General features: G+C 59.7%; 23 protein-coding genes. 16 read left to right on the top strand and 7 right to left on the bottom strand.

The window, feature by feature from the left end; all coding sequences use genetic code 11:
• The first annotated feature begins 94 nt into the window (after positions 1-94).
• Both ACOOHD_RS18685 and ACOOHD_RS18680 read left to right on the top strand, forming a co-directional pair.
• On the top strand, positions 95-1,333 hold the full coding sequence (locus ACOOHD_RS18685; protein WP_420459396.1) for an ABC transporter permease: 1,239 nt from the start codon (positions 95-97) through the stop codon (positions 1,331-1,333).
• 78 nt (positions 1,334-1,411) lie between these two features.
• Entirely contained in the window at positions 1,412-2,023 is a 612-nt protein-coding gene (locus tag ACOOHD_RS18680; protein WP_420459395.1) for an L-threonylcarbamoyladenylate synthase, read from the top strand.
• Between the two features lie 3 nt (positions 2,024-2,026).
• Here ACOOHD_RS18680 and ACOOHD_RS18675 read toward each other — a convergent pair whose 3' ends face one another.
• Complete coding sequence (locus ACOOHD_RS18675; RefSeq protein ID WP_420459394.1) at positions 2,027-2,248, bottom strand: hypothetical protein; 222 nt, start codon at positions 2,246-2,248, stop codon at positions 2,027-2,029.
• 111 nt (positions 2,249-2,359) lie between these two features.
• Between ACOOHD_RS18675 and ACOOHD_RS18670 the strand changes: the two genes are divergently transcribed.
• Positions 2,360-3,178 carry a hydroxymethylglutaryl-CoA lyase gene (locus ACOOHD_RS18670; RefSeq protein ID WP_420461451.1) on the top strand — a complete coding sequence of 273 codons (819 nt, stop codon included), beginning with the start codon at positions 2,360-2,362 and terminating at the stop codon, positions 3,176-3,178.
• A gap of 170 nt (positions 3,179-3,348) precedes the next feature.
• A complete protein-coding gene (locus ACOOHD_RS18665) occupies positions 3,349-3,963 on the top strand; it encodes a DUF4294 domain-containing protein (RefSeq protein WP_420459393.1) in 615 nt (204 codons plus the stop codon).
• Here the strand turns inward: ACOOHD_RS18665 and ACOOHD_RS18660 are convergent, their stop codons facing one another.
• Positions 3,964-4,518 carry an FKBP-type peptidyl-prolyl cis-trans isomerase gene (locus ACOOHD_RS18660; protein WP_420459392.1) on the bottom strand — a complete coding sequence of 185 codons (555 nt, stop codon included), beginning with the start codon at positions 4,516-4,518 and terminating at the stop codon, positions 3,964-3,966.
• Positions 4,519-4,583: 65 nt separating this feature from the next.
• Between ACOOHD_RS18660 and ACOOHD_RS18655 the strand changes: the two genes are divergently transcribed.
• The 3 genes from ACOOHD_RS18655 to ACOOHD_RS18645 are packed head-to-tail and all read left to right on the top strand — an operon-like array spanning position 4,584 to position 7,120.
• Entirely contained in the window at positions 4,584-5,240 is a 657-nt protein-coding gene (locus ACOOHD_RS18655) for a toxin-antitoxin system YwqK family antitoxin (protein WP_420459391.1), read from the top strand.
• Between the two features lie 37 nt (positions 5,241-5,277).
• The gene (gene porQ, locus ACOOHD_RS18650) at positions 5,278-6,321 is read left to right on the top strand and encodes a type IX secretion system protein PorQ (RefSeq protein WP_420459390.1); all 1,044 of its coding nucleotides are present in this window, start codon (positions 5,278-5,280) and stop codon (positions 6,319-6,321) included.
• A gap of 52 nt (positions 6,322-6,373) precedes the next feature.
• A complete protein-coding gene (locus ACOOHD_RS18645) occupies positions 6,374-7,120 on the top strand; it encodes an MIP/aquaporin family protein (protein WP_420459389.1) in 747 nt (248 codons plus the stop codon).
• 27 nt (positions 7,121-7,147) lie between these two features.
• Here ACOOHD_RS18645 and ACOOHD_RS18640 read toward each other — a convergent pair whose 3' ends face one another.
• On the bottom strand, positions 7,148-7,813 hold the full coding sequence (locus ACOOHD_RS18640) for a hypothetical protein (RefSeq protein WP_420459388.1): 666 nt from the start codon (positions 7,811-7,813) through the stop codon (positions 7,148-7,150).
• A 279-nt stretch (positions 7,814-8,092) separates the two neighbouring features.
• Here ACOOHD_RS18640 and secDF point away from each other — a divergent pair, with 279 nt between their 5' ends.
• The gene (secDF, locus tag ACOOHD_RS18635; protein ID WP_420459387.1) at positions 8,093-11,158 is read left to right on the top strand and encodes a protein translocase subunit SecDF; all 3,066 of its coding nucleotides are present in this window, start codon (positions 8,093-8,095) and stop codon (positions 11,156-11,158) included.
• A 268-nt stretch (positions 11,159-11,426) separates the two neighbouring features.
• Positions 11,427-12,581, top strand: coding sequence for a Gfo/Idh/MocA family protein (locus tag ACOOHD_RS18630; protein ID WP_420459386.1), 1,155 nt, complete (start codon positions 11,427-11,429; stop codon positions 12,579-12,581).
• A 48-nt stretch (positions 12,582-12,629) separates the two neighbouring features.
• Here the strand turns inward: ACOOHD_RS18630 and ACOOHD_RS18625 are convergent, their stop codons facing one another.
• Positions 12,630-12,992: a hypothetical protein gene (locus tag ACOOHD_RS18625; protein WP_420459385.1), complete on the bottom strand. Its 363-nt coding sequence runs from the start codon at positions 12,990-12,992 to the stop codon at positions 12,630-12,632.
• A gap of 93 nt (positions 12,993-13,085) precedes the next feature.
• Here ACOOHD_RS18625 and ACOOHD_RS18620 point away from each other — a divergent pair, with 93 nt between their 5' ends.
• Complete coding sequence (locus ACOOHD_RS18620; RefSeq protein ID WP_420459384.1) at positions 13,086-14,360, top strand: amidohydrolase family protein; 1,275 nt, start codon at positions 13,086-13,088, stop codon at positions 14,358-14,360.
• A 136-nt stretch (positions 14,361-14,496) separates the two neighbouring features.
• Here ACOOHD_RS18620 and ACOOHD_RS18615 read toward each other — a convergent pair whose 3' ends face one another.
• Entirely contained in the window at positions 14,497-16,002 is a 1,506-nt protein-coding gene (locus tag ACOOHD_RS18615) for a hypothetical protein (protein WP_420459383.1), read from the bottom strand.
• A gap of 195 nt (positions 16,003-16,197) precedes the next feature.
• On the bottom strand, positions 16,198-16,983 hold the full coding sequence (locus ACOOHD_RS18610) for a ParA family protein (protein ID WP_420459382.1): 786 nt from the start codon (positions 16,981-16,983) through the stop codon (positions 16,198-16,200).
• A 123-nt stretch (positions 16,984-17,106) separates the two neighbouring features.
• Here ACOOHD_RS18610 and ACOOHD_RS18605 point away from each other — a divergent pair, with 123 nt between their 5' ends.
• A complete protein-coding gene (locus ACOOHD_RS18605) occupies positions 17,107-17,409 on the top strand; it encodes a hypothetical protein (protein WP_420459381.1) in 303 nt (100 codons plus the stop codon).
• Positions 17,406-18,008 carry an ATP-binding cassette domain-containing protein gene (locus tag ACOOHD_RS18600; protein ID WP_420459380.1) on the top strand — a complete coding sequence of 201 codons (603 nt, stop codon included), beginning with the start codon at positions 17,406-17,408 and terminating at the stop codon, positions 18,006-18,008. The genes ACOOHD_RS18605 and ACOOHD_RS18600 overlap by 4 nt, the downstream gene beginning before the upstream one ends.
• A 30-nt stretch (positions 18,009-18,038) precedes the next feature.
• On the opposite strand, the gene tnpC is transcribed toward ACOOHD_RS18600, so the two are convergent.
• Positions 18,039-19,454: an IS66 family transposase gene (gene tnpC, locus ACOOHD_RS18595; RefSeq protein WP_420459379.1), complete on the bottom strand. Its 1,416-nt coding sequence runs from the start codon at positions 19,452-19,454 to the stop codon at positions 18,039-18,041.
• Between the two features lie 192 nt (positions 19,455-19,646).
• Here tnpC and ACOOHD_RS18590 point away from each other — a divergent pair, with 192 nt between their 5' ends.
• The 4 genes from ACOOHD_RS18590 to ykgO all read left to right on the top strand — a co-directional run bounded on the left by ACOOHD_RS18590 (position 19,647) and on the right by ykgO (position 21,565).
• Positions 19,647-20,174: a GNAT family N-acetyltransferase gene (locus tag ACOOHD_RS18590; RefSeq protein ID WP_420459378.1), complete on the top strand. Its 528-nt coding sequence runs from the start codon at positions 19,647-19,649 to the stop codon at positions 20,172-20,174.
• 96 nt (positions 20,175-20,270) lie between these two features.
• Positions 20,271-21,125, top strand: coding sequence for a type I methionyl aminopeptidase (gene map / locus ACOOHD_RS18585; RefSeq protein ID WP_420459377.1), 855 nt, complete (start codon positions 20,271-20,273; stop codon positions 21,123-21,125).
• A gap of 69 nt (positions 21,126-21,194) precedes the next feature.
• Complete coding sequence (gene infA, locus ACOOHD_RS18580) at positions 21,195-21,413, top strand: translation initiation factor IF-1 (RefSeq protein ID WP_099105792.1); 219 nt, start codon at positions 21,195-21,197, stop codon at positions 21,411-21,413.
• A 35-nt stretch (positions 21,414-21,448) separates the two neighbouring features.
• A complete protein-coding gene (gene ykgO, locus ACOOHD_RS18575) occupies positions 21,449-21,565 on the top strand; it encodes a type B 50S ribosomal protein L36 (RefSeq protein WP_072010990.1) in 117 nt (38 codons plus the stop codon).
• The last annotated feature ends 9 nt before the right edge of the window (positions 21,566-21,574 follow it).

The following is a 21,574-nucleotide window of genomic DNA, read 5'->3' as shown; positions in this document are numbered from 1 at the left end:
GGGGTAAAGCTACGGCGGGGGCCTTCGTCGACGGAAATCGGCCCAGCGTCTAATCGAGTCGGTGGTTTAATGAAGTCATGTCTATACTGCGCCCATGCTTACCGCCATTCGTACCGCCTTCGTGGAGGCCTTCCGTAACCTGCGCTCTAACTTCTTCCAGACCTTCCTCTCCGTGCTCGGCATCATCATCGGCGTGGGGGCGCTGGTGACGATGCTGGCCCTGATCGACGGACTGGAAACGCTCGCCCGCGACAGCATCGCCGATAAGACCTCGATGGAAACGGTGGTCGTGCGGCAAAAGACGTTCAAAGTGATCGACGGACTGCGGGTGCCCCTCACGGAGAAAGCCCAGATCTCCCAGCCGCTCATGGACAGCATGCCGGCCGCCCTGCCCTACCCCGCCGCCAGCCAGCTTTTCGTGATTGGCACCTCGCTGGTCGAACGGCCGGATACCGCAGAAACACTAGGCGTACGCTACACGGTCGTTTCCCTGCCCATCGTAGAAACAGTGGATAGCGTAGTCTACGGTCGTATGCTACGCGCCGGCGACGGTGAGGCCGCGCGGGGCGTCGTAGTGGTCAGTCACCGCCTGGCCCACCGGCTGGTGGGTACCGACGGACGGGCGGAAGATGCCCTGGGAATGCAATTGGCCATGGCGGGGCAGGACATGGACATCGTGGGTATCTCACCGGCCGAAGAGGACGACGACGTGCTGGAGGCCATGTTCCCGCTAGACCTGCTGGCCCGGGATACCGCGGCCGCCCCCTACTCCGCTTCCGGGTTGGTCAACTTCGCGCGTATTGAGGACGTGCGGCCGGGCAAGGAATTTATCGACACCTGGTTTACCGAGCGCTTTCCCGCTATTGAGGAGCCGGTGGAGACGATCGCCAGTCTGGAAATGGTCGAGAACCTAGAGCTGGGCTTCAGCATCTTCCGGCTGGTGAGGAGCTTCCTGATCGGTATTGCCGTCGTCGTGGGCGGCGTGGGCGTGATGAACGTACTACTGATGTCGATCACGGAGCGTACCGCGGAGATCGGGGTGCGTAAGGCGGTGGGAGCCAATCGGCGGCGCATCATCACCCAGTTCTTGTCGGAGAGTGTGGCGATCTCGGTGATCGGTAGTGTATTTGGTTTACTGCTGGGTGCGGTGATGGCGCTACTCTGTGCGGCGACGATCTCCTACTTCGCAAAGTTTGAATTTCAGGCGGTGTTTAGCGCACAGACGATGCTGGTGGTGGCCGCCGTGGCGGTACTGACGGGGATCGTGTTTGGGACGTATCCGGCCAGGCGGGCCGCGGGGCTCGATCCGGTGCAGGCAATACAGCGCACGTGATTGGTTCAGCTACTGGAGGTAGCCTCGAACAGCGCAGCCAGTAGGTGGATTGTACTTTACGGCAAAACCCAGTGTACTATGATGGTATCCATAAATCCCGATAACCCCCAACCGCGGCTGATCAAGCAAATGGTCGACATTCTCGAAGAGGGCGGGGTGATCATATATCCCACCGACACCGTCTACGGCATCGGCTGCGATATCACCAACAAAAACGCCGTAGAGCGGGTGGCGCAGATCCGCGGCATCGACCCCCAGAAGGCAATGTTCAGTTTTATCTGTCAAGACATCAGCCAGGTCACGGAGTATTCGGCTACCATCAACAACGACGTATTCCGCGTCATGAAGCACAACCTACCGGGCCCCTTTACCTTCATCCTTCGGTCGAACAACCGTACCCCCAAGGTGCTCAAAAACCGCAAGGAAACCATCGGGGTCCGCATCATCGACAACCCGATCGTGGACGCCCTGGTCCGCGGTCTGGGCCGGCCCATCCTCACCGCCAGTGTCAAGCATGAGGACGAGGTGATGGAGTACTACACCGACCCCCACGAGATCAATACGGCCTTCGGCAAGCGGGTGGATGCGATCATCGACGGAGGTATCGGGGGCATGCAGGCCAGTACGATTATCGACTGTACGGGAGAGCAGGCGGTGCTACAGCGTGAGGGTGCCGGTGTGCTGAAGTAGTGGTCAAAGCTCCTCCCGCGACCAGTCTGTCTGCCCCACGTAGATCAGTATTACCCCACCAATGATCATGAAGAGCCGCACCGCGAAGGATAGCGCTACGCTATAATTATACAGCCAGGAAAGGAAGAAAATATCCACGCCCACGAAGTTGAGCAGGATGGAGACCAGGCCCAGAAAAAAGAGGACGAAACCGATGACGGTCAGGCTAGTAGCGTGCTTAAGCATGGTGGGGGGCGATAGGTTAGCAAGGAAACTACCCGGGGGGCGGTGGTGTTGTCGGGCCAGGTGAAAAGGAGTAGCGCACACGTCAAACTGATCGAGTGCCCCCGCGATGCGATGCAGGGGCGGCACGCCTTCATTCCTACTACGGTGAAGACGGCCTACATGCAGCAACTACTGGCCTGCGGCTTCGATACCCTCGATTTCGGCAGCTTCGTCTCCCCCAAGGCCATCCCCCAGATGCGCGATACGGCCGCGGTGGTTGCCGGCCTCGATCTGAGCCAGACCCAGACCAAGCTCCTGGCCATCGTCGCCAATCGCCGCGGTGCCGTAGCCGCCCTGCAGCACCCCGAGATCGACTACCTGGGCTACCCCTTTTCCGTCTCCGAGACCTTCCAGCTCCGCAACACCAACGCTACCCTGGCCGATAGCGTAGAGCGGGTCAAGCAAATCCAGGAGCTCACCCTGCGGGCCGGTAAGCAACTGGTCGTGTACCTCAGTATGGGCTTCGGCAACCCCTACGGCGATCCCTGGAACGTGGAGGTGGTGGAGCAGTGGTTGGCCCGCCTGGCTGCGCTCGACATCAAGATATTTCAGCTTTCGGACACCATCGGGGTGAGCTCGCCGGCCAGTATTACCTACCTGTTTTCGAGCCTCATCCCCCGCTACTCCCAGCTAGAGATCGGGGCTCATTTGCACACCACTCCTGCTACCTGGGAAGAAAAGGTAGTGGCGGCAGCGGAGGCAGGCTGTACCCGCTTCGATGGAGCGATCCGCGGCTTCGGGGGTTGCCCTATGGCCCGCGATGAGCTGACGGGGAATATGCCTACGGAGCGGCTAATAGGGTACTTCGGGGGGGGGCGTAGTGGGGTGGATCTGGAGTGCTTCGACGGGGCTATGGCTGCGTCATTAGAAGTATTTACCACGGAGGGGTAATACGGCGTACGGCACTGCGTGCCTTACTTCATTTTATGAACCACAGACTACACCCCCTGCCAGGCGCGCTAGCGCCGCAGCCACTTACTCGCAAATTCCAAAGATTTAACGCCCCCAGCACACCTAGACCCGCCCGCGAAGCATTTACTTTACGGAACACATCCCCGCGCATGCGTCATCTTTTCTTCGGTCTTGCTTTTTTTACCTGCTCCCTCCTGGCCGTAGCCCAGACCGGCTACACCAAGGTAGACGGCAAGTACTACCCCTATACCCTCGATGATTGCGGCGACACCCTCATCATCGCCGAACTGAGCGACGTGAGCATCAGCTCGCCGGAGTTCTTCGCCAACGAGGACGAGTACAAGCTCTACCGCCGCTACCGCATCTACGCCCAGCGGGCTTACCCCTACGCCGTGGACGCCATCCGCATCTTCCGCGAAACGGAGTACATGACCCAGAACATGAGCAAGCGCGACCGCCGTAAGTACATCAAGCGACTCCAGGACGAGCTCGAAACCAAGTTCGAGGAACCCCTCAAAAAGATGTCCAAGACCCAGGGTAAGGTGCTCATCGCCATGATCGAGCGCGAGACGGAGGAGCCCATCTACGACCTCATCAAGGGGCTGCGCGGTGGCCTGACCGCCCGCTACTGGGCTACGCTGGCCGGCTTTTACGGCCATAAGCTAAAGCATAAATATACGGAGGGTGACGACCGCATCCTTGATGCCGTGCTCGACGACTTCGACATCAGCTACGAGCTGCCGGAGGCTACCGCCAAGCAGTAATCATTCCTCTAAAATTGTGATCTCCTCGATCAGGAACTCCAGCGATGTGTTCGCCGGCACCAGTGTATCACCATTCGGGGCCACCAGTCCTTCCTCCCCATAAGCCAGACTACTCGGCGTCAAAATCCGTAGCCTAGCCCCCGGCCGTACCCGCTGTAGCGCCAGGTTCCAGGCCGGTATCAGATCCCCCACCCGAAAGCGGAGCGGTGTGCCTCGCCTAAAACTATTGTCGAATTCCGTGCCATCGAGGAAGGTGCCTACGTAGTGCACGCTCACGATATCGCCCTCCACGAGCGCATTGTACCGCCCCGTATCCAGCACCTCGTAGAAGTAACCCTCCGGGGCGGCATACACATCGTAGTTGCGGTCGATGGCCCGGTTGATGATGGCATTACGCTGGCGACCGGCCAGATCGTCGGAGGGGCTCAGCTCGGTGATGAGGCGCTCCTCAATAGCTCCGCGGACTTCGGCGGGGCGCTCGGCATCCTGGGTAGGTTCGGGGGCGCGTCCGCAGGTGCACGATGAAATGAGAAGGGCGATCAACAGGCGGAACATGGGCGACGGATTGAACATACGGTGGCCGGCCAAAGTAGCGTTTCCTGAGCCCAACCTACGTTACTATGCGCTACCTCATAGCCTCGCTTCTCCTCCTTCAGCTTTGCACCTGCGGACGCGCCCTGGAGGAACACACGGAAACCGACGACCTGGGCTACCGCACCGACTACACCGCCGACCCCGAAACCGGACAGCGGGAGGGAGTAGCCAGACGCTTCGACCCGGACGGAAACCTGGTAGCCGAAGAAAACTACACCGGCGGCAAGCTCGACGGTCTACGCACGGCCTACTATCCCGATGGCAAGCCGGAGATCGTAGAAAACTACCGTGCCGGACAGTTCGAGGGCGAGTACATCACCTACGATAGCTTGGGCAACATGCGGCTGCGCGGCCAGTACGTGGGCGGCAGCATGGGTAATATCTGGACCCGCTACTGGCCCGATGGCGGCGTACGCGAGAAGGTCGCCTTCGCCGATAATCGCGAAAATGGACCCTTTCGCGAATGGTACGAAAACGGCCAGCCCAGCGCGGCGGGTACCTATTTGGAGGGCAAGGAACAGGGTACGCTTTTCGTTTTTGACGAGCAGAACGGGGAGCTGACCGCGGTACGCGACTGCCAGACCGGTGTGTGTACCACGCAGTGGCGGCGGGAGGATGGGGGCCCGGCCCCGGCTGATCCGCCGGATATGACGCGTCCGCCGGGAGTCAATGCCACGAACTAGCGGCGGCGGGCGTCTAGGCTTGCGTAACTTGCGGGCTATGCGATGTGTGGTGGTACTGGTATTGACCCTAGTCTGGTGCGGGGCGGCGGCGCAGATCGGCGGCATCTCCGCCTACGAGTTCCTCAACGCTCCCAATTCCGCCACGGTGGCGGCCCTGGGCGGTCACCACATAGCGCTGATGGACGACGACATCACGCTGGCCAACCGTAATCCCAGTCTGCTCAACCCCAGCATGCACGGTAAGGTCGCCCTCAGCCACGCCTTTCTCCCTTCTGGCATCAACAACAGCTACCTGGGCTACGCGCGCTACCGCGAGGAACTCAGGACCACCTTTCAGGCTGGACTACAGTACATCAACTACGGCGGTGATCTGGTGCGGCGCGACGCCACCGGACAGGCGCTGGGCGACTTTAGTGCCTCGGAGTTCGCCCTCAGTGTAGGGGCGGCGCGGCAGATCGAGGAGCGGCTCAGCGTGGGGGTCAACGTGAAGGTACTGGCCTCCCAGCTGGCCGGCTACAATAGTCTCGGCCTGGGCCTGGATGCCGGGGTGCACTACCAGGATACGACGGGGCGCTTTCAGATTTCACTATTAGCACGCAACTTCGGTCGCCAGTTGACCCATTACGGCGATGCCCGCGAGCCCATGCCCTTCGAGCTCCAGTTGGGCATCGTACGCGAGCTCAAGTACCTGCCCTTCCGCTTCTCCGTCGTGTACCGCTACCTCGACCGCTGGAACGTGATCTACGACGACCCCAACGCGGAGGACAACAGTACGCTGACCTTCCTGGGGGAGCAGCAGACGGGCGGGCGGGGCGCAGGTGCAGTCTTCTTCGACAATCTGGCCCGGCACTTCGTGGTGAACGGAGAACTCCTCATCGGCAAGCAGCGCAACCTGAGCGCCCGCATTGGTTACAACCACGGACTGCGGCGGGAGCTGCGGCTGACGGACTTCCGCTCGGGGGCGGGGTACAGTTTCGGCTTTGCCTGGCAGACGCGGCGCTTCAGCATCGCCTACGGGCGGGGTACCTACCACCTGGGTGGGGGGGTGAATCAACTGAGTTTAGGGACTACGATTCGCTAAGGGACCGACCTGTATATTACCGGCAGTTCATCACCGGTAAACCTTCTCCTCTGTGTCTACGCTCGACTTCATTGCCTACTCCGGTGAGCTACTCGGTACCGCCATTTTAGTCTTGCTGGGCAACGGCGTGGTCGCTAATATGCTACTGAAGGGAACGAAGGGTAACGGAGAGGGCCTGATGCCGATTGCCGTGGCCTGGGCCGTGGCGGTGTTCGTAGGCGTCTTTATTACCGCCCCCCTGAGCGGTGCCCACCTGAACCCGGCCGTTACCCTGGGGCTGGCTACGGTAGGCAAGTTCGAATGGGCCCTCGTGCCGGGCTACGTACTGGCGCAGTTTATCGGGGCTTTTTTGGGCCAACTGCTGGTCATCCTGGCCTACCGCGACCACTACGCGGCCACCGAGGATACCGGGTTGGTGCTGGCTACCTTTGGTACCGATCCGGCCATCCCGAACGGCGTATCTAACGTACTGACCGAGGCTATTGGCACCTTCGTACTGGTCTTTGCGGTGCTTTACATCACGGGACCTAAGTTTGGTGATTCTCCCGGTAGCCTCGGCGCGCTGGATGCCCTACCGGTAGCTCTAGTGGTGCTGGGGATTGGGCTCTCGCTGGGGGGGCCTACGGGCTACGCAATCAATCCGGCGCGGGATTTGGGGCCGCGGATTGCGCACGCCGTGCTTCCCCTACCGCATAAGGGGGGGAGTAACTGGGGGTATGCGTGGGTACCAGTGGTGGGGCCTACGATTGGGGCACTGGTGGCGGCTGGGCTTTGGCATGTGGTGCCGGTGGCGCTTTAGGGGGGGCACGCAGTGTGCAGTGGGGCATTAGTTATCCAAGTGCAAACGCACAGAAAGCCCCGCCTCAAAACGTACCTTAGCAGTAGTCGAGTTCTCAATCGTGAACTTAGTAGGCACATACGAAAGGTAGGGTTCCAGCCCCAGCACGATCACCGAAGAGAGGTAGCGCTCGTAACCTCCGAAGATCGTGACACTACGCCGTGGGTAGTCCACGTTATCCTTCGTAGTGCCCGAAAAACTCGAGAGTATGCGCGGGTTGCCGCCCCACCGGGTGAGGGTGGTGGCTACCCCCAGCAGCCAGGTGTCGTAGTTGCGCTTGTAGCCGAAGCGGTACAGGATGGCCACCGGCAGCTCGATGCTGGCGTAGCTGATAAAGTTGCGCCCGGTGCTGACCGAGTCAACCTCGAATACCGTGCGCTGCGTAGCATAGTAGTTGCGCTTGTAGGCTATGTCGATGCCCCCGCGTACGTACCAGCGGTCAGACAGGGCGTACTCCAAGTAGCCACCGGCCACCGCGCCGACCGCAAGCCCGTCCTTACCAGTAGTAGTAACGCGCCGTTGCACCCCGTCGGGGGCCGAAGAACTGATGTAGCGCAATTGCGGAGAAACGTGAAGGCCTACGTCGAGGGGCGACTGAGCCAGGACAATGGGATGACACAGACAGACACCCACGAAGAGCAGTAAGGTGCGCATACTAGCAGCCGGCGGAAAGGGATAAGGCACAGTGTAATTCGGTTGGGGGGGCTTGTGCACTGTAACGGGAAAGTTGTCTACCTATGTTCGTACGGGGATCGTTACAGACTGTATGTGGGCCGACGGGAACAATTTTTCCGGCCCGCAAGCCGTATATTTGCGCCCCCTCGTGCGCCCGGTCTTGGGAGGCTCTGGCGCGGAGGGACTTTCACCATCCTTCTTCAAATGGTGGTCCGCCCATTTCCGACGGCGGCTCCGCCGGAACCTAAATTCTTCATTATGCAAGGCAAGGGACTGATCAAGTTTTTCCTTGTCGTCATGCTCCTCGTAACGATCGCGCAGTACCTCTTCGTCATCCCCACCAATGCGGTGGAAAACGATGCCGACGACTACGCGCAGAACGTGACGGGTGACGACTCAGGCGAAGCGTATCGCATTGCTCGCGCGTCCTATCTGGACAGCATCTCCGATCAGGAGGTCTTTAGACTGCCCCTGATCAAATCCTACACCTACCAAGACCTCAAGGCCCAGCAGCTGGCCCTGGGCCTGGACCTCAAGGGCGGCATGTCGGTCGTCCTACAGGTCGACTTACGGGAGTTCCTGTTGAGTCTGGCCCGCAATAGCAAGGACCCCACATTTGAAGAAGCCATCCAAGCAGCCTCCCAAGCGCAGCAGTCGGCCGACGACGATTTTATCACCCTTTTCGGTAACGCCTGGAGCGAACGCGCCGGCGACAACGAAAAGCTGGCCACCATCTTCAGCCGCAACGATGCCCTGCGCGATCAGGTCGGTATCAACACCAGCGACGCCGAGGTGCTCCGCATTCTGCGCGAAAAGGCCGACGAGACCGTTAACCTGACCTTCGTCATGCTGCGCAACCGCATCGACCAGCTCGGTGTGGTACAGCCCAACGTAGCCCTGGATGCCGAGCGTGACCTTATCGTGGTCGAACTGCCCGGTATCGAAAACCCCGCCCGGGCCCGCGCCTTCCTGACCGGGACGGCCAACCTGGAGTTCTTCGACGTGCTCAACGTAGACCAGAACAGCATCAACGCGCTGATCCAGGCTGACCAGCTGCTGCAACGGCGGCAGGACCTAGCCGCAGGGCTGGATAGCTCAGTTGTCGATCAGACCACCACCGTGTACGATACGGTCTACGCCCTTGACGAGCTCGGCAACCTGACCGATAGCATCGCCTCCATCAACGAGCGCGAGGTACAGAACCAGACCGCCGGTCCGCTCTTCAGTGTGCTGACGCCCAACAACGGCAACTTCGGTCCTGCCGTACTCGGTATCGCCGAGGGTGGCAACCGTCAGCGGGTGATGCAGTACCTGAACGACCCGGAGATCAAGCGGCTCTTCCCCCGCAATGCCTCCTTCCGCTTCTCCGAGACGCCGCTACCGGCCGACGACCAGGGCACCCCGGGTAATCTCTATCAACTCTACCAGCTCGACCTGCCGCGCGACGGCGTAGCTCCCCTCACGGGTGAGTACGTGACGCGCGCCGGCTCCGGTCCCGAGCCCGGCGGACAGGTGGCGGTGAACCTGACGATGAACTCCGAGGGCAGCCGCATCTGGGCCCGCATGACCACCGAGGCCGCGAACTCCGGCAACCGCCAGGTCGCCATCGTGCTCGATAGCCAGGTGGTGAGTGCCCCGCGGGTGAACGGTCCGATCACGGGTGGAAGCACCAGTATTACGGGTGACTTCACCGTACAGGAGGCCACCGACCTCGCTAACATTCTCCAGGTAGGTCGCCTGCCCGCCCGTACGCAGATTATCCAGGAAAGCATCGTCGGCCCCTCGCTGGGCGAGGCCAACATCACCAGCTCCATCACGGCGCTGCTAATTGGCTTCGGACTGGTACTGGCCTTCATGCTCTTCTACTACGGTGGGGCCGGCGTGGTGGCCATCGTGTCGCTGCTGCTGAACCTGGTGTTCATCTTCGGTGCCCTGGCTAGTCTTGGTACCGTACTTACGCTGCCGGGTATCGCGGGTATTCTACTTACCATCGGTATGGCCGTGGATGCCAACGTGATCATCTACGAGCGCGTCCGGGAGGAACTGCGGGTCGGTAAGACCGTGCCCAACGCGGTGCGTGACGGCTTTGCTAACTCCTACTCTACCATCATCGACGCTAACGTGACGACTATTCTGGTCGCCGCGGTACTGGCCTACTTCGGCCTCGGTCCCATCAAGGGTTTTGCCGTGGTGCTTATTGTAGGTGTGATTGCCTCGGTCTTTACTGCCGTACTGGTGGGCCGCCTGATGGTCGACTACTGGATCGAAAAAAAGGGCACGATGACCTTCTGGACTGGCGGCAGCGAGAACCTCTTTGCCGACGTCAACGTCGACTGGCTCAGCTTCCGTAAGATCAGCTACGGCATCAGCGCGGTATTGGTGGTGATCTCCCTATTCTTTATTTTCACCCGCGGTTTCGACCTGGGGGTAGATTTCAAGGGAGGCTACAGCTACACGGTGGTCATGGATAAGGACGTTTCCGCCCAGGAACTGCGCAACGCACTGGAAGGGCCGCTACAGGGAGTGCCTACCATCAAATCGGTCGATGCTGACAATACTTACAACATCGTCACCAATTACCTCATCGACCAGACCGCCCAGATCGACGGCCAGGAACCGCAGGACGTGGTGCTTGCCGCCCTTTACGAGGGGGTCACGGCAGCTACGGGCGATCAGGCGGTAACACTACAGGATTTCAGCAACACGGAATTCGACGGCGGCACGCACATCACTAGCGTGAGCAAGGTGGGTCCTACCATTGCGGATGACATCAAGCGGTCGGCCCTCGAGGCCGGCATCGTGGCCCTGCTGGGTATCTTCTTTTACCTGTTGCTACGCTTCAAGGGTAAGCGGTACTCTACCGGAGCGGTGGTTGCCCTGTTCCACGATACCATCATCACCATGGGCGTCTTTGCCGCCTGCTGGGGCTGGATTGGCTTTAACATGGAGGTTGACCAGGCCTTCATTGCGGCCATCCTCACGGTGATTGGCTACTCCATCAATGATACGGTGGTGGTCTTCGATCGCATCCGCGAGTACCTCACTAGCTACACCAAGCGCGACCGCGAGCACCTCATCAATGACGCCATCAACTCCACGATCAGCCGTACGGTGATGACCTCGTTCACGACTATTCTGGTGGTGCTGGTGCTGTTCCTCTTCGGCGGGGCGAGCATTAAGGGCTTTGCCTTTGCGCTGCTGGTGGGTATCGTGGTGGGTACTTACTCGTCGATCTTCATCGCTAGTCCCATTGTCTACGATCTTTCCAGCGACCAGGAGGTCAAGGAGGTGAGGGCGGAGGCGGATAAGCCGGTGGCTGTTTAAATAAGGCCGTCCTTCCATGGTTCTTTGGGTGAAGCCCCGTTCGATGTTGGTCGGGCGGGGCTTTGCTGTGCGGCTCAGCTCGCTTGCGCTCGTGGGGCTCAACACAGAGTACACGCGCGTCAGCAGGGGTAGGGGGCCCCTGGTGTAAGCCCACAGAGTGTCACGGAGGCGGTCGGGATAGGAGGGCACAGAGGGGGTAATCGCTACGCGATCACCTCGCACCCGTCACTTTTCCCTATACTTGCCAAATAAGAAAATTATCGACAAAATGCCAAGAAAACTACGCATGGGAATGGTCGGTGGAGGCCGCGGAGCCTTCATCGGAGGGGTACACCGTTTTGCTGCGGCCCTAGACCAGCAGATTGAGCTCGTCTGTGGCGCCTTTAGCTCGAATCCCGAAAAGTCACGGCTGTCGGGGGAGGACTTTTTCCTGCCGGCCGACCGTGTATACGGTAGCTACGAAGAGATGATCCGTTCCGAAAAGGAGCTGCCGGAGGGTAAGCGGATGGACTTCGTATCCATTGTCACGCCGAATCACGTGCACTTCGGTCCGGCGAAGATGGCGCTGGAGAACGGCTTTCACGTAGTATGCGATAAGCCCCTGGCCTTCAACGTCGACGAGGCCCGGCAGCTAGTGGACCTGGTCGAAAAAACCGGCCTCGTCTTCGCCCTCACCCACAACTACACCGGCTACCCCATGGTCAAGCAGGCCCGCGATATGGTGGCCCGGGGCGACTTCGGGAAAGTTCGTAAGATCGTGGTGGAGTACCCCCAGGGCTGGCTGAGCACGAAGCTGGAGGACACCGACTCCAAGCAAGCGAGCTGGCGGGTTGACCCTGAGAAATCCGGTATGGGCGGCGCGATGGGCGACATCGGTACTCACGCCGAAAATCTGGCTGAGTACATCTCGGGGCTGAAGGTCACTGAGGTTTGTGCCGAGCTCACCTCCTTCGTGGAGGGTCGACGGCTGGACGATGACGCCAACATCCTACTCCGCTTTGAGGAGGGAGCAAAGGGTGTATTACACTGCTCGCAAATTGCCGCCGGCGAGGAGAACGGCCTCAACATCCGCCTCTGGGGCGAGACCGGTGGCATCGAGTGGCACCAGATGGAACCCAACACCCTAATTGTAAAGGAGCACGACGCGCCGTCGAAGCTATTCCGTACCGGAGTAGGCGGAGCGCTTACCGAAGCGGCCCAGCGTGCACAGCGCATTCCGGCCGGCCACCCCGAGGGCTACCTGGAGGCCTTCGCCAACATCTACCGCAACTTCGCCGACACGGTACGGGCCCGTATGGAGGGGCGGGAGCCTACCACGCTAGAATCCGATTTTCCCACCGTACAGGACGGCCTCCGTGGCATGCGCTTCGTGGAAGTAGTGGTAGAAAACTCCCGTGGTGATCAAAAATGGAGCAAGGTGTAGTAGTTCTGTAGTGTCGCAGTTCTGTAATGCGGTAGCTGTCTCAGCTACCTACTGCGCTACAGAACTACCTACTACAGAACTATCCGTAACCCAGGGACGATAAAGTGCCGCGCCGCCGTAGAGCAAGCTGTTCAGCACGATACCCACGATCGGCGTCTCGCCCTCTACCAGCCAACTGAAGGCGATGATGCCGCCGATATAGCTAGCTGCCAGGATGATGCCCAGCATACGGGTGCGGGGGATGATGAGGGCCGCCACGATCAGTAGTTCGACCACGGCCAGAGTGAGGAGAGGACCTACGCCCATAGCCTCGACCATCTCGGCGGGTTGGGTGAATTTCATGATGCCGCTGCCGAGCAGGGCCAGGCCGACGAGGCCGATGAGGATGAGGCCGATGCGTTCCTTGCTCATAGTAGTACGGTTTGGTAAGCCAAAGTACGGTCTACTGTAGGTAAACGCAACTCAGTGACGGGGTAAGATCGGGCTTACCGTACCTTGCTCGACATGAAACTCCTGTTCGCGCTCTGCCTCCTACCCCTACTAACCTTTGCCCAGACGACCTACCTGCACTGCGGGAAGCTCATCACGGGTACCGACGACGAGGTACTCACGGAAAAGACCCTAATCGTCACCGACGGCCGCATCACCGCGGTAGAAGACGGCTACACCGAGCCCGCCGACAGGGTTACGGCCATCGACCTGCGCGACCACACCGTGCTGCCCGGCCTCATCGACCTGCACGTGCACATCGAAAGCCAGAGTAGTCCGACCGCCTATATGGAACGCTTCACCCTGGACCCGGCCGACGTAGCCCTGCGCGCCACCGACTACTGCCGCAAAACCCTGGAGGCTGGGTTTACCACCGTGCGCGACCTGGGTGGTAGCGGCGTCAACGTGAGTCTACGCGACGCCATCAACAAGGGATACGTGGTCGGACCCCGCATCTTCACCGCCGAGAAGGCCATCGCTACCACCGGCGGCCACGCCGACCCCAGCAATGGCCGCAACGACGAACTGACCTTCGATGCCGGTCCGGATGCCGGAGTGATCAATGGTCCGGAAGAAGCCTATAAAGCCGTGCGTACCCGCTACAAGAACGGCGCGGACTGCATCAAGATCACAGCTACCGGCGGGGTACTGAGTGTAGCAAAGGACGGCTCCGGCCCCCAGTTCACCGACGAAGAGTTGGCTGCCATCGTAGCCGCCGCCAAGGACTACGGCATGCACACCGCCGCCCATGCCCACGGCACCGAGGGCATGAAGCGGGCCGTGCGCGCCGGCATTACCACCATCGAGCACGGCAGCCTAATGGACGAGGAAACCATGGACCTGATGATCGAGCACGGCACCTACTACGTGCCTACGCTGAGTGCAGGTAAGTTCGTGGCGGAGAAGGCGAAAATTCCGGGGTACTTCCCGGCCGTAATCGTACCGAAAGCGCTTAGCATCGGTGCGGCGCTGCAGGAGACCTTCAAAAACGCTTACGACCACGGCGTGAAGATTGCCTTCGGTACCGACACGGGTGTGAGCCCCCACGGGGACAATGCCAAGGAGTTCGTGTACATGGTCGAGGCGGGTGTACCACCTTTGGAGGCCATTCGTGCGGCTACCGTCACCGCTGCCGAGGTCCTGGGTATGGCGGAAGAGCTCGGCCAGCTCCAGGCGGGCTACCTGGCCGATATCGTTGCCGTGCCGGGTGACCCTACGGAGGATATTGGGGTGATGCTGGAGGTGGACTTTGTGATGAAGGAAGGGCAGATTCACCACGGAGGTAACTGAGGGCTTCACTGAGGTTTCACAAAGTGACCGCGCGCAGCACCGCTAGGTGCTGGCCTCTGCTTCCCTCCCTACGACGACAGCTCTGTGTAGCCCGCAGGGCGCTCCGTGGTGAACCCACGAGCGCCAGCGAGCAGAGCTACTCCCCCACCCCCCGCAACCCAAACCCACTAGGCCGCAAAATCATCCGCCCCCGCACCTGCGCACCGCCGCCCACGGCTACACTATCCGTAGCCTCTCCCCGGTAAAGCTCGTACGCCCCCGTCTCCCCCAGCGTCCACCCCGCCCGCTCGAAGTACGGGAGGGCCGAACTCAATTCACTCTCATTGGCCTCATCCGGTAACCGCAGCGTACTGGGTGCTACCTCCACCGTCTCCAACAAACGCCGCGGCCACGACCGCTCCGCCTCCAAATAGGGATACACCTGCACCCAGAAGAACATGATCGTCAGTAGCCCCGCCAACACCGAGCCCCCAATGGCAAAGTCGCGCCGCTCACCAAAGATACCCAGCACCGCCAGCAAACTGAAGATCCAGTAGGCCGCCGCCATGCCCAGCGCCGCCCGGAAGCCCGCCCCGGGAAAGGCAATGCCGCCGCCGGTGAGCAGCAAAAAAGCAGCGACAAATGCCACCACCAGGTGCAGCACCGACACCGTCTTCACGTAGTCCTTCCACGGATAGTTCCCATCAAAGTACAGCTGCATCTGCTTGCCCGCCACCAGCGCTAGCAGCAGCATAAAGAGCAGCGACTGCGCCAGTAGGGTACCCACCAGCGCCATACTCACAATGAGTGAGAACTGCTCGAATTTCTGCCCCTTGAACGCCAGGTCGCGAATCCCCGCCACCAGCCAGCCGGCCAGCGGCAGCATACCTAGTAGCCCGTAGTACAATAGATCCAGTACCCGGCTATCCTCCTGCCCGTAGAACCAATACGTATTGGCTTCCTGCGGCCCCTGCACTAGCAGCACTAGACAGGATACTCCCACCGCGATACCCGCCGGCACCTGCCAGCCGTAGTCCATGCGCTGAAACACCGCCAGGATCACCAGCATCAGCGCCAGCAGCAGCGTAGACACCGGTGCGGCGACCGCCCCCAGCAGCGCAAAGGCCCCAAAGGGAAAGAGCTTACGCCGATCCTTCGTGAGCCCGAACAGTAATACCGTCCAGAACATGCCCGAGTGCCCCAGCAGCGCCAGCGCGTCGGCCGTAGCTACCTTCCCAAAGAAGGGTAAGAAGAACGTAGCCCCCGCACACAGCAGCGTCAGTTGACTGACCTGCCGCCCGAACAGCTGCGTCATCCACCGGTAGGTGAACACCGTGGTCAGCAGCAGACACAGCGCCGACACCAACCGGGGAAACAAAAAGCTCGCATTACTCGCCCCCGTCACTGACTCACCCAGCGGCAGCAGTAAATGGTTGAGCGCGGCGGGTAAGTAGGGGCCGTATTCCATGCCCACGGCATTGGCCAGCGCAAAGCCCTCGGCCCCCGGCCAGGCCGTCATCACGTCCAGCTGCACTAGCAAACCAGCCACGAAGAAGAAACTCGACATCCACACGAAGAAGCGCCAGCGGCCGGTGGAGGGTAGGTTGGTAGCCGGCGCGGTGGGGGCGGGGGTGGTGGGTTTGCGGCGTTTTTTTCTGGACATGGGGGGACAACAAGGGGTTAAGGGGTAAGGGGGTTAAGGAGTTAAGGGGGGCGTCGGAAGCTTTGTAGATGCGGAAAATTACAAAGCTCTCGCTCCCGGTAGCTACCGAGACGGCAGTATAATGCGACCGCACTAGACTATCCTGCTGTACTACCGAGCGAAGCGAGCATCCCCGTCCCTTAACTCCATAACCCCTTAACCCCTTAACCCCCCATCGCCATTCTTAAGCAGGAACTCCTCCGCCAAGTTTAAAAAATTCACCGCCCCGCGGCTGCCGGCATTGATCATCACCACCGGCAGGTGCATATTCGGGGCCTCGCTGATGCGGGCGTTGCGGTGAATGATCGTACGGAAAGCCTGATCCCCGTAGGTCTCACGCACCTGTTCCACCACGAGGTTGGCCAGCCGTAGGCGCTGATCGTACATGCTAAGTAGAATTCCCTCGAGCTCCAACCTGGGGTTAAGCTGCTGCTGCACCAGCCGGATCGTATCCTGTAGCTTCGACAGTCCCTCCAGGGCAAAGTACTCGCACTGCACGGGTACGATCACGGAGTCGGCCGCCGTCAGGGCATTGATGGTAAGTAAGCCTAGACTTGGCAGGCAGTCGATGAGGATGTAGTCGTACTGATTGCGCAGCGGCTCCACCACGGTATTGCGCAGCACGTCCTCGCGCCGAAAGCGGTTGATCAGCTCCACCTCCGCCCCCACCAGCTGGATGCTACTGGGCACGATGTGTAGGTTGGGCGTCTCGGTCTCGTACACCACCTCCTTGACGTCCAGCCCGTTGATGAGTACGTTATAGATACTCCCTTCGAGCTCCTCGGGGGGCAGGCCCACTCCGCTGGTGGCATTGGCCTGGGGGTCGGCATCCACGATCAGCACCCGCCGCTCCAGGATCGCCAGCGAGGCCCCCAGGTTGATGGTGGTCGTGGTCTTCCCTACCCCGCCCTTTTGGTTCGCGATCGCTACGACTTTGGCCATGCGGGCGAAGGTACGATTTGCAAGGGGCAAGGGTAGAGGGGGCAAGGGATAAAGGGGGGCGGGGCCGCGGGGGCGGGGCTGGAGGTGTCTGCTCTATACTATTGCTCAAGCTATTCCCTCACTTTGACTCCCCCACTCACCTTTTTGCGTATCTTTTGGCTCTACGGGCGGACCTACTGGCTGGTAACGGCACTGATGACCGGCACCGTAGGCTATAGGTACTGGCAGTTTGGTACACCTTTATTACTCACGCTCGTTTATTTCAAGTTATTTACGACGGCACTCTTTGCCTACCTGAATTACCAACGTAGACAACGCGTGGCGACCTTTTACCAGAATTTTGGCCTCCATCCATCGTGGCTTACCGGCTACGCGGCGGTAATTGATCTGCTACTCTGTGCAGTACTTATCTTGTTGCTCTGGTGATCGCCGCCGATTCTATCCGCCACAGCTTCGGCGACCGGGAGGTGCTACGTGACGTCGCGCTCACTTTGCAACAAGGGGAAGTAGTGGGACTTTTTGGATTGAATGGCGCAGGAAAGAGTGTACTATTGCAAATTTTATTTGGCCAATTGCGGGCTCGGCATGTCTTCATCAGCGTTGATGGTAGACGGGTCAGAGTTCCTTACCGTATACCTGGTTTGATTACTTTCAGATCGCAGGGGCGAATATTTCCCCATCATCTCACGGTGGAATACGTGTTGCGTTTACACCGAGTTGAAGAGTCAGCATTTTATACGCGCTATCCTGAGTTCGCCGGCACGGAACACTATCGGATGTCAAGGCTCAACTGGCGTTTGTTCGAGACCCTAGTGCTACTCGAAGTCCCTACCCGGTTTACCCTCCTGGACGAGCCGTATGCAGGCTTAAGTCCGCTGTCGGTGGAACATGTGCAAGGGGCAATTCTACGTAACCGGCTTAGTAAGGGTATTCTAATGACTGATCACAGCCACCGGGAGGTACTGACCATATCTGACCGTAACTATGTACTTGCTGAAGGGGCATTGCGTGCTGGCTATCCATAGTAGTTTCTTACCGTCATTTATTGTAACTACTTAGGTCAATCGTAGGAAAGACATTTTCCGCTGAACGTTGACTAATTCATCAAACACTACCCGGCCGTGCTTTTTTGCCGTAGAGCAAAAGCCCTTGATGCGCGCGTAGTACTGCGCTCCCTGTAGCGTTCGAAAGCAGCCGGCCACCTTGAGCTTGGTCTTCCAGGGACGTAAATCACGCTCCCCTAGATTATTGGTGAAGGGTACTGCGGGATGGCGGCTAAAGGCTAAGACGGCCTCCTGCCAGTTCTCTAAGCGGTCGCGTAAGTTGCGCCCCTTACTTTTTTTGGGCCGCCCGCGCTTACCCTGTTTGGGGGGTGGTTCCTCGCGGTCCGCCAGGGCCAACAGCTCGCGGTAGCGCCGGTCTAGTTCCGCAAGTTCTTTACTGCTCACTACTCCCTTACCATGATCACTGGCTCGGTAGTAGTCCATCAGTAGGGCGTGCATCCCCGCCGGCCAACTCGTGGGTAGGGCTGCTGCGGGGGGCAGTTCCATCAGTGCGGTTAACTCACGAAGTAAATGCGCGTTGCACAGACTATGCTTGACCCCACCGGCCATGGTCAGGTAGGAGTTCAGGCAGTCGTGAACCAGGCGTCCGGTGTAGTCCGCCAGGTGACTCTCGGGACCGTTGATGACCGCCCCGCCCCGCTGCCGGTACACTACGTAAAGCGTATAGAGCAGGCTGCTAAAGCCGTGCACCCAGTGTAGCTTACCGGCAATGCGCGCTCCGGTTTCGTCACCGTGCGCTACGCTACTCTTGAGGACCGCCTGGTGGATGATCGCTTCTTCGATCTCCAGTTTGTCATAGGTACGCGCAACGGCCGCCTGAACGGTGGCCGCACTAATCCCGTAGCCCGTCAGGCCCGCGAAGAGTTCCTGCACCCGGGCCAGCGGGAGACTTTGCTCCACATTAAGCAACACCGCCAGGCTGCGTACTCGCTCGCCGTACTGCACCGGAGCGTTCACGTCCCGGGGAAAGGGGGCTAAATGTAAGCGCTGACAGTCTGGGCAGGTCTTGTGCTCACGCCGGTGTTCGGTCACCTCCAACAGCGTCGGGGGCAGATCGAATACCTGGCGGCGCTCCCAGTCCAGGTGGGCGCTTACCGTCGTGAGGTCGCAGCCACACGTACAGCGTGGCCCAGTCATTGGATGAATGATCCGGTGATCGGGTCGCTCGCTCATGTTTAGCGTCCTACCGGGGTGGCCGGGCTGACCGCCGGACTTGCGCAAGCCGCGCTTACGGGGCAGGGCCGGCTTCTTGCTTAACCCGTCACTGCTAGGAGGCTTGTCCGAGTTACGGCTGTTCATGTTAAGCCGTTGTTCTAGCTCAGCGATCTTGACCAGGGCGGCATCCAGCAAAACCGTAAGCTGGTTAACTTGCGCCTGAAGTGCCGCGATGTGTGCGTCTTTGGTCATCACGGGCCAAAAAATACGGCTACTTCGTGACTTCAGCCTATTGACCTAAGTAGTTACCATTTATTAGGATAAGCGCAAGATAGAAGGTCGAGTGGCCTCCGGCCCGAGCCTGCCTGACGGGGAGTTGGCTCTGCTCGGGCCAGAGGCTACTCGGCCTTGGTGCATGGGTCTTCCGCGAATTAACTTTACGCCATGCTACCCAATCCCCTTCCCACACTGGAAAACGACCTGGTCCGCCTCCGACTCTCCACGGAGGCGGACCGCGAACCCCTGTTTCTCGTAGCCGGCGACAAACTGATGTGGGAGCAGCACAGCGCCACCGACCGCTACCAGCGCCCAGTGTTCGACGCGTTATTCGATGATGGACTGGCCGGGCGGGGGGCCTTTACGCTCATCGACCGCCGCGACGAACGCATTATTGGTAGCACCCGCCTGAAAGCACTGACACTGACGGCTACGGAGATCGGCTGGACCTTCCTGGACCGCAACCTCTGGGGCAAGGGCTATAATGGGTCCATGAAGTCCTTACTGATTGACTACGTACACCGGGAGCTCGGACACGACGTGGTGTTTCTAGTCTATACGGGCAACATCCGCTCGCAAAAAGCAGTGCAAAAGCTGGGTGCGGAGGTGATCACCGATACCGAGCACGTGCTATACCCGGAGGCAAAGGATAAGCTCGCCTTCCTGCTACCTACTCAGCACCGCCCCCCCCGATAGCTATCGGGGCTATCGGGGCGCCCATCAACTACTACCGCCTAGCCGCGTTACCTACTGCTGAAACCCCACCGAACTATGGGCAGGAAAGGCCGCAAAATGATTTACAAAACACCGGAGGAGATCGAGCGCAGCCGCGCCGCCTGCTTGTTGGTGTGCCAGACCCTGGCTGAAGTTGGAAAGCTCCTACGCCCCGGGATGACCGGCCAGGAGATCGATACGTTTGCCGAAGAGTTTATTCGTGACAATGGGGCCGTACCCGGGTTTAAGGGACTGTACGGTTGCCCCTCTACCCTACTGGTATCGAAGAACGAGGAGGTAGTGCACGGACTACCCGACCAAAATCAAATCTTTGAGGACGGCGATATTCTCTCTATTGACTGCGGTACGGTAGTGGATGACTTCTACGGAGACGCAGCCTACACCTTCTGTGTGGGGGACGTGGCCGAGGAAACGATGGAGCTCTGCCGCCGCACGAAACATAGCCTATACCTAGGGATCGACGCCGCCCGCCAGGGCAACCGGGTGGGGGATATCAGCTACGCCATCCAGTACTACACGGAGCGCGAGAGTGGCTACGGGGCGGTGCGGGAGTTGGTCGGACACGGACTGGGACGTAACCTCCACGAGGCCCCCGATGTGCCCAACTTCGGAAAGCGCGGGCGAGGACCGGTACTCAAGCCCGGCCTGATCATCGCCATCGAGCCCATGATCACACTAGGTAAGCGCAGTGTGGTGAGCCGTGACGATGGTTGGACCATCATCTCGGTAGACGGTAGCCCGGCGGCTCACTACGAACACTCTATTGCGATCACCCCGGATGGTGCGCCGGCTGAATTAATGAGTGACCATCGACCCATTGAAGAGGCTGTTCGGGAAAACCCAAACTTGCGGGAGGTAGATAATATTGACGAAGAGCTGGTAGCCCGGTACCAACCGCTGGTCATGGCCTAGCGAAAACTTGGTTGTAGGGCTTGGGTGGTACGGAAAATAATCGTACCTTTGCCCTCCGAAATTTAAAAGATGTCCAAAAAAGACCTGATCAAGCAGGATGGCGTGATTGAGGAGGCCCTATCGAACGCGATGTTCCGGGTACGCCTCGAAAACGATCACGAAATCAAGGCTACGATCTCGGGAAAGATGCGGATGCACTACATCAAAATCCTTCCTGGTGATAAGGTAGCCGTGGAGATGAGCCCCTACGACCTGAGTCGGGGGCGCATTACCTACCGCTACAAATAAGCCCGCTCGCTGCCGCTGGTCGTAAATCAACCATTATGAAAGTCAGACCCTCCGTAAAGAAGCGCTCGGCCGATTGCAAGATCGTGCGGCGCAAGGGCAAAGTTTACATCATCAATAAGAAGAACCCGAAGTTCAAGCAACGGCAGGGATAAGCGAGCATC

Source organism: Neolewinella sp., assembly GCF_965214665.1.
Lineage (GTDB): Bacteria > Bacteroidota > Bacteroidia > Chitinophagales > Saprospiraceae > Neolewinella.
Note: the sequence above shows the minus strand (reverse complement) of the source record. Positions and strands in the feature narration are given on the sequence as shown.